The following is a 6,990-nucleotide window of genomic DNA, read 5'->3' on the forward strand; positions in this document are numbered from 1 at the left end:
GTTAAATTAGAGTGGGTGTCTGGTTAAGTTATCTAGTTAAGTTATTGGTAATTACAATGAAGCCGATGCGATAACATATTTTGTATTTGATGATCAAAGTAAAGGCACTGAGCACAGATACCTTACTGATGTTGAAAAAGATTATGCTAAATCGCTTGATCAAAAAGGCGAGTACGCCACAGTAAATGAGTGGCTAGATAATATGGAGAGTGAGACAGCAAAGTCGCTTAGTATGGAGACAATTTAAAGGGCGCCAGGCGTATATGAGGCGAGGATCCCAGAAGAAGCAGCTTTAGTGGCCAAGGCAATTCGAATAGATGCCGAAAACTACTTAGATAGCGCTGGGGTTGATAAAGATGCGCAGATGTCTAACTTAGTCGGTGGTGGTGATGTACCAATTACTGATGGTATAAAAGATGATGATGATTTCTAATCTAGAGGTTTATGATGGAATACGAAATAGTACATGTTATTGATGTTACTGCAAGGGATGATAAAGACTATGCATTAACTACCTATTACAACGAGGCATCCCCTATTAATGCAGTAGGGTCTGTACAAGCTTTAACTAGAAATAATGGGTCTACAAGATCAAGAACATTTTTAGGTGCTAATTTTCAACTTAATGCTATGTGGTTGTCACTCAAAGGTAATTTATGGGTCGTTGATGACCAAGGGGATGTATTTACAAACGCTAACATTAATTTTAAACAGCCGCCATTCGAGCGATTAAAATTTAATTCAGGTAGTTTTGATATTAAGTGGAATGTTACCGAAGTTTTTAAAGGTCAGCTAAATGCAATTTGGGGAACATCAGACGAAGATGTTTGGGTTACCTCCTTTGCAGGCCCTGCATTTCATTGGGACGGTCAGTCTTGGGCTAAGTACACACTTCCAAAAGCGCCCAATGCGATAGATGGCTCAGCTTCTGATGACGTATACGTTGTTGGTTATGATGGAAATATACATCATTTCAATGGGAGTGCTTGGACTAAAATGACATTACCCTCAGGCATTCCGCAGCAAGATGCGTTTACCGATGTAAAAGTACTTTCACGAGGAAAGGTTTTTATTACTGGTCGAAGTGGCTGTTTATTAGTGGGTAATGCAAATGATGGCTTCACAGATATTGGGTCTGCTAAATATTCATGGTATGGAGTTGGGGCAATAGACGAGCGTATTTTTCTTGCCGGTGGCGAGCAAGGTATATTCGAATTAATTGATGGGCAATTTGTATGTCTGAAAGATAAAGGGCAGCCTGTAGGTGTATTTGAAACCCCTAACGCCATTAATTTTATTCCTGCAGAGCAACAACCAAACCCATGGTTTGTAAGGTATGAACCAGGGGCTAGCAGAGAGTGGACGAAAGTAAATACTTAAATAACTAACAAAACCTGATTCTTATAAAAGTCAAATTTCAAAGTATATTTAATAGAGTTGTTTAGGATTTATGAAAATAAAAAGAGTGTTTAACAGAGAAGGTGACTCACCTAGTACAACCCTATCATGGGTCTATGAAGGAGAGCTAATTGAAATAAATTTTAGCTTTGATGCTAGTGCTGTTTTTTCTAAAAAGCTAAACCTAGTTTTTGTTGAAGCTTATGCCGATATGGAAGTTCAGCTTTTTAAGTTAAATGGTGAGTATGTTGAAAAATACAAAATTGCTACTTTAGAGCATTATAGCTTCCGCGGTTTAAATCAAAACATGGATTCAAAAACAGGTGTTTCACTATTATTTCACCCAGATACTAATGAAGTTGGTAATAAATGGGGAGACACAGAACAATATGAATTTATAAAAGAGAATAATACTTTAGGTAAGTATCTTGATATTTATAGATAAAACCTATTTTGCGAGTTCATATGATTAAATATGGTTACAAGAGTATTTGCCTTACACAAAAAACAAGAAGCTATCTTGTAGAGTTTGAGAAGAAATAAACTAGACACCTACTTTAAATAGTAGGTGCCGATTTACGACTAATACATTGTAATTCAAAATATAACTTTAAAGAAAAGGATGCTTCGATGGCAGCAATCAGAATAACTCAATCTGTTGGATTGGGTGTGCTAACAGTTTAAATGATGTAAAAACTGTACAAACGGCTTTGAATAAATTACTAAAACTTATTCCACCTACACAAGCTTTAATTGTCGATGGTCGCTTAAACCCTCGCCCAGAAAACTCCAAAACTATTGCTGCTATTAAGTTGTTCCAAAGCAAAGTATTAAATACGGCGCGGCCTGATGGAAAAATAAACCCAAATGATGCTACGTTTCGAAAAATTAATGAAAAGCTTGCCTTATATAACTCTCAAAAAGCAGGAATGAAAGATCCCCAACTTTTTTGAAAAATATAATAAAACCAACGCTGTTAAAAATCGGTTTATCATCAAAAAAAGCAGAAATCTTATTGCTAGGTACGGCGATTCAAGAAAGTCGATTGAAGTATCGTCAACAACTAGGCGGTGGACCTGCGTTGAGTTATTTTTAGATAGAGCCTGCTACTCATGATGACATTTGGGATAATTACCTAAGTTACAGAGGAGAGTTAGCATTAAAAGTTAAAAGCTTAATGACTACTGAAGATAAGTTAAAGGAGCTAAAAGAGAATGATGCTTATGCATGCGCCATTGCTAGAATTCACTATTTAAGAGCGCCAGCTGCCTTACCTGAAGCTAATGATACTAATGCGCAGGCACAGTATTGGAAAACTTATTATAATACGCCACTTGGAAAGGGAACTGTGCAAGAGTTTATCCATAATTGGCAAACATATGGAGTAAGTATATGAATGTTTTTAAGGCCTTAATTTATACTCTGCTATTAACGATAAGTCATACCGCTTTCGCGTCAGAATGTTTAAATATAAAAGTAACTAAGCCTATAAAAGTTGATGACAAAACAGGGCTATTGCAGTCATTGAAGTTTGAGCAAGTTAAATTACTCCACAAAGATAAGTCAGGTATTTGCTTGCCTACAAGGGATACTTACATCTTGTCTTCTAGTGAAGGGATCCCTTTTATTGCCACTCGATTAAAAGGTCATACACCAGAAATAACATTGCTTGAAAAAGACAAAAATTATTATGCATTAATAAAGTTTTATGCAGGTAACAAATTGCAAGTACTAAAGGGATATCAAGTCATCAAATCAGAGCTATACGCACTCCCTAATTTCACTTTAAGTAGTAATGTAAGCAATATTAGTATTGATGAAGGGGTTATTAGCGTAAAGAATACTAAGTTAGTTGAAGAGCACTCCATTGATTCAGTTACGCTTTATAACTTTGATTTATCAGGTGTATCAGTTAAGCATTAAGTAATGTATTTACTAAATAACTATAATATTGAACTACCAAGGGTATTAAAAAGCATGATAAAAAGTAACCTTGGTAAGTTTTTTCTGATTACAGCCTTGTTTTTTATTGCACCGTGTAATGAAGCTCAAGGTGCTTCGCAAGTTATATTTAAATGTAATGCGGATGTGCCTACACCTATTGAGCTGATTATTAGCAAAGTAGGTAATAAATTTCACTTAGCTAAATTCACTGTAAATGCAGCCACGGTTATTGATTCAGCAGACTTTAAAACGGTAGAAAAATCGAGCTATCATCGCTCTTTGGTTACTGAACATAGTTTAACTTTTAATGGGGGAGAAAGTGAAGTTATAGTGAGTGATTACTATAGTGAAGAATTTGATACACTAACAAAAGAAAACACAGTCACACTACAAAAGAATGATATAAAGAAATATTGGGCTTGTGACAGTACTGCTATTAGTAAATTAGCTTCTATTGAAGATTTTTAGCCAATTAAAAGCGCTGATCGCGCACACTATTTTATTAAGCTTTATTTTTTGTGCTAATGCTCAACATACTGATTTATTGGAGCTTGATGGCTTTAGAAAAGCGGTCAATAGTGCTGACTATTTAGCTAAAGTAAAAATTATTAAAGTGGAATCTTTTCAAGAGGTTGATGGTTCCCAAAGGCATGTTTTTACCGCTGATGTAGTTACTACCTATAAAGGCTCAACTCATAAACAGATTTCTTATGAGATGTTTGTTGAGAGAGGTGAAGATGTAATGTGTAACTCGGCGCCCATTTACCTAGCACTTTGTAAGAGTTTAAACGGGTCTTATTATTGGCCTGGTACGGGTTCAGAGTTTAAACCTACACCTGTTATTGATCTTGGATAAATGAAAATAGGCTTCGTATGTCTAGTTTTAACAGAGTAAATAAGTTCAATGCTGTAGATAAGCTTGAAAAATGTAATTAAATTAAAAGGAGTTATTTTATGTTTGGGAATGAATACCAACGCCACAAAGAAAGACAGTTAAAAGTTCGACTTAGTCATGAAATAAATCAAGCAAGGCTATTTAAAGATATTGACAAACTTCCGGGGTTGACTGGCGCTGGAGTTATGTATATTGATTCAAGTTTTACGGTTGTAGAGTTGAGAGCTTATAGTGGCTCATCTTTAACTCGTCCGAAAATAGTACTTCGCGAACAACCAAAAAATATGAATCAGCAAGAGTTTGCAGGTCATTTGAAAAACAGTCAAAGTAGTGCACGAGAGTCACGTTTAGTTGGTGAGGTTGCCGGTACAGTTTTAAGTTGTAGTGCGGCTGTGTTAGGTTGGATAGTCGTTTTTGGTAGTGCTGCGGCGATCCCAATTTCTGGCGGAACAAGTTCTGCCGTTACATATTTAGCAGTGGCTGCCAGTACGGCGAGTTCACTTCAATGCATTAACGGTGGTGTCAGAACCTATAACGAAAGCGTAAACCCTGAATTAAACGACTTATATGACTCTAAGGAATGGTATCAGAATGTAACTATGGCGCTTGATGTAGTTTCATTGGCTGGAGCTGCAGCTGCCGGTGCTGCAACTCTAAAAGCAGTTAAACTACTAAAAGCAAATACCAATAAAACTACCGAGGCTCTTCTAAAGGGTCTTTCTAGTAGTGAAAGAAAACGTTTAACCCAAGATATAATTAGGTTGAATCACCCTGGCGTTTCTAACCAAGTATTGAAGAGGATGGTCAGAAGCGGACAATTTCCTAAGCGCTATAGCGGCGTTCAAATTACCCAAGCATTGAGATTACAGCTTAAGGATACTATTGGCGCATCTTTTAGTTTTGGGGGAAGTGCGTTATCTGGAACGGTGAATTCACTCGCAATTGGAATATATGAGGAGTTGAGTAAGTAGTGTCTAAAAACGATGAGGTATTTTTATTATTTCCACCATGGAAGCTTCTACGTAGGTTTCTATTAATAACAGTGCTCTTACTTTTGGGAACTGTATACTCCGGAATGACTGTGTTAACGCAATACTTTGATGCAGATCCTGAGTGGCTGTTAGGCATTTTATTTTCTACAGGGATAGCATTTTGCCTTATAAATTTTAAAGTAATCCAAGGCTCTTTTTTTTGCGCAAATATATTAAAATTCTATGCTTTATTTTTAGCTGTGATTTGTTTACCGTCTTTTATAATTTTAGAAGGTAATGGGTATTACATTGCAACAGTTATCAATATAGCCTTTATGTTGCTCTCTTTTTATTTAATTAAAGGAGAAAAATACCAAGGTCTTATTAAATATCAGTATGATTTTTTTAAAGATATAAAAGACGCTCGTGCTGCTGTCGAAAAAGAAATGGCAAAAGGTAACCGAAGGAACAAAAAGTAATAAAATTTTATTTACCTTTATTCAATTTAGAACACTAGGGAGCTATAAACGCCTAAGCTAAGGCGCTATAGAAATAACATGGAACAACAAAACCAACAAACACTAACTAACCTTGTTTACGATATATACGAGAACCCAACTTTAATAGAAGAGCATCAAGTACTTATTAAGCCCTTATTGAGCGATTTAGTTGCCACTGCACCAGCTGGATTTGAGGGCATGGCGACGATGATTAATAGCCATATTTCTAATGGGTTTAAATTTAAAAACCCTAAAATACAAAAATTTGAACTTGAGTCGGGGCTTTTAAAACTTAAAACGTATTTTCAAAAAATAAACCTATAACACCTACCTCTCTTTATTATTGAGCACCCACTTTTTTAATTTTAATGCAGCACGTGTGCTGCATTTGTTTTCTCTCATTAAGGATGATGTATGAGCCTAATCGCCACGAGTATTTTAATGCTGTTTTTACAGCCTTTATTTGTATATTTAGCTCTTTTTAAAGAGTCTGAGCAAAGCGTTCGAAACCGTTCACTAGATAACGAAGATGCTATGTATCTTTTTATAGCACCAGGGTTGGCGGTATTTTATTCTGATGACTTTTGGCAGGCGGTACTTTATTTAGGAAGTGTATGCCTATTAGGTTTAATGCTTGCCATTATTGTAAAAAGCAAAGCTAAAAAAAGACTAACAAGAGATGACGCTATCGGGTTTACTATTGCCAGCTTTTTATTTTTTTGGATTATAAAATTAATTATTGGTGGGATAGGGTATCTTTTTACCGAAAATGCCGCGAATGCTTCAGCAGCCGACATAGGGCAGCAGGCTTATTCATCAACTTCAGGTGAGCTTTTAAACTGGGGCTATTTGTATTATCAGTTTTGGCCAACGTTATACTTTTCACTATCCATGCTAACCACTTTAGTTATAAAAATAATTGAAAGCCGGTTTGATAAACATTCAATTTCAGGCTCGCTGTTAATTTTGGGTGCAGTTTTAGCTGGCGTATCACCGTTATTTGGCAATGCTTTTATTTTAGGTGAATAAACAAAACACCCATCTTAATTTTAGAATAAACAATAGAATAAACAATAGAATAAACAATAGAATAAACAATAGAATAAACAATAGAATAAACAATAGAATAAACAATAGAATAAACAAGACACCCATCTTAATTTTGCAGTTTAGCAAACGTAGTACTAGGCTTTTGTCAGTATAAAAAACAAGCAGGGTGTTTTATGGCAATTGCAAGAAAGCGACAAGTAAGTTTGGTTGATACAAAATATTAACAATGTAT

General features: G+C 35.6%; 12 protein-coding genes. All 12 read left to right on the top strand.

What is annotated here, in order from left to right; translation table 11 throughout:
- The first annotated feature begins 295 nt into the window (after window positions 1-295).
- The 12 genes from CWC16_RS19930 (at window position 296) to CWC16_RS19070 (ending at window position 6,737) form a co-directional block, all read left to right on the top strand.
- The gene (locus CWC16_RS19930) at window positions 296-433 is read left to right on the top strand and encodes a hypothetical protein (RefSeq protein WP_171037691.1); all 138 of its coding nucleotides are present in this window, start codon (window positions 296-298) and stop codon (window positions 431-433) included.
- Between the two features lie 14 nt (window positions 434-447).
- Window positions 448-1,380 (top strand): hypothetical protein, encoded by a 933-nt coding sequence (locus CWC16_RS19020; RefSeq protein WP_171037692.1) that lies wholly within the window; start codon window positions 448-450, stop codon window positions 1,378-1,380.
- A gap of 70 nt (window positions 1,381-1,450) precedes the next feature.
- Window positions 1,451-1,843, top strand: a complete 393-nt coding sequence (locus CWC16_RS19025) for a hypothetical protein (RefSeq protein WP_138542659.1) — start codon at window positions 1,451-1,453, stop codon at window positions 1,841-1,843.
- A 265-nt stretch (window positions 1,844-2,108) separates the two neighbouring features.
- The gene (locus CWC16_RS19030; protein WP_138542660.1) at window positions 2,109-2,351 is read left to right on the top strand and encodes a hypothetical protein; all 243 of its coding nucleotides are present in this window, start codon (window positions 2,109-2,111) and stop codon (window positions 2,349-2,351) included.
- A 224-nt stretch (window positions 2,352-2,575) separates the two neighbouring features.
- Window positions 2,576-2,794, top strand: a complete 219-nt coding sequence (locus tag CWC16_RS20310; protein WP_249929316.1) for a hypothetical protein — start codon at window positions 2,576-2,578, stop codon at window positions 2,792-2,794.
- On the top strand, window positions 2,791-3,321 hold the full coding sequence (locus CWC16_RS19040) for a hypothetical protein (RefSeq protein WP_138542661.1): 531 nt from the start codon (window positions 2,791-2,793) through the stop codon (window positions 3,319-3,321). The genes CWC16_RS20310 and CWC16_RS19040 overlap by 4 nt, the downstream gene beginning before the upstream one ends.
- A 3-nt stretch (window positions 3,322-3,324) precedes the next feature.
- Window positions 3,325-3,810, top strand: coding sequence for a hypothetical protein (locus CWC16_RS19045; protein ID WP_138542662.1), 486 nt, complete (start codon window positions 3,325-3,327; stop codon window positions 3,808-3,810).
- On the top strand, window positions 3,797-4,198 hold the full coding sequence (locus tag CWC16_RS19050; RefSeq protein WP_138542663.1) for a hypothetical protein: 402 nt from the start codon (window positions 3,797-3,799) through the stop codon (window positions 4,196-4,198). Before CWC16_RS19045 ends, CWC16_RS19050 begins: the two co-directional genes overlap by 14 nt.
- A gap of 98 nt (window positions 4,199-4,296) precedes the next feature.
- The gene (gene ssp4 / locus CWC16_RS19055) at window positions 4,297-5,208 is read left to right on the top strand and encodes an Ssp4 family T6SS effector (RefSeq protein WP_055020041.1); all 912 of its coding nucleotides are present in this window, start codon (window positions 4,297-4,299) and stop codon (window positions 5,206-5,208) included.
- Window positions 5,208-5,687 (top strand): hypothetical protein, encoded by a 480-nt coding sequence (locus CWC16_RS19060; protein ID WP_138542664.1) that lies wholly within the window; start codon window positions 5,208-5,210, stop codon window positions 5,685-5,687. The genes ssp4 and CWC16_RS19060 overlap by 1 nt, the downstream gene beginning before the upstream one ends.
- Window positions 5,688-5,765: 78 nt before the next feature.
- The gene (locus CWC16_RS19065) at window positions 5,766-6,032 is read left to right on the top strand and encodes a hypothetical protein (RefSeq protein ID WP_138542665.1); all 267 of its coding nucleotides are present in this window, start codon (window positions 5,766-5,768) and stop codon (window positions 6,030-6,032) included.
- Window positions 6,033-6,122: 90 nt separating this feature from the next.
- A complete protein-coding gene (locus tag CWC16_RS19070; protein WP_138542666.1) occupies window positions 6,123-6,737 on the top strand; it encodes a hypothetical protein in 615 nt (204 codons plus the stop codon).
- Window positions 6,738-6,990: the final 253 nt, after the last annotated feature.

The organism is Pseudoalteromonas sp. S3776, from assembly GCF_005886915.1.
Lineage (GTDB): Bacteria > Pseudomonadota > Gammaproteobacteria > Enterobacterales > Alteromonadaceae > Pseudoalteromonas.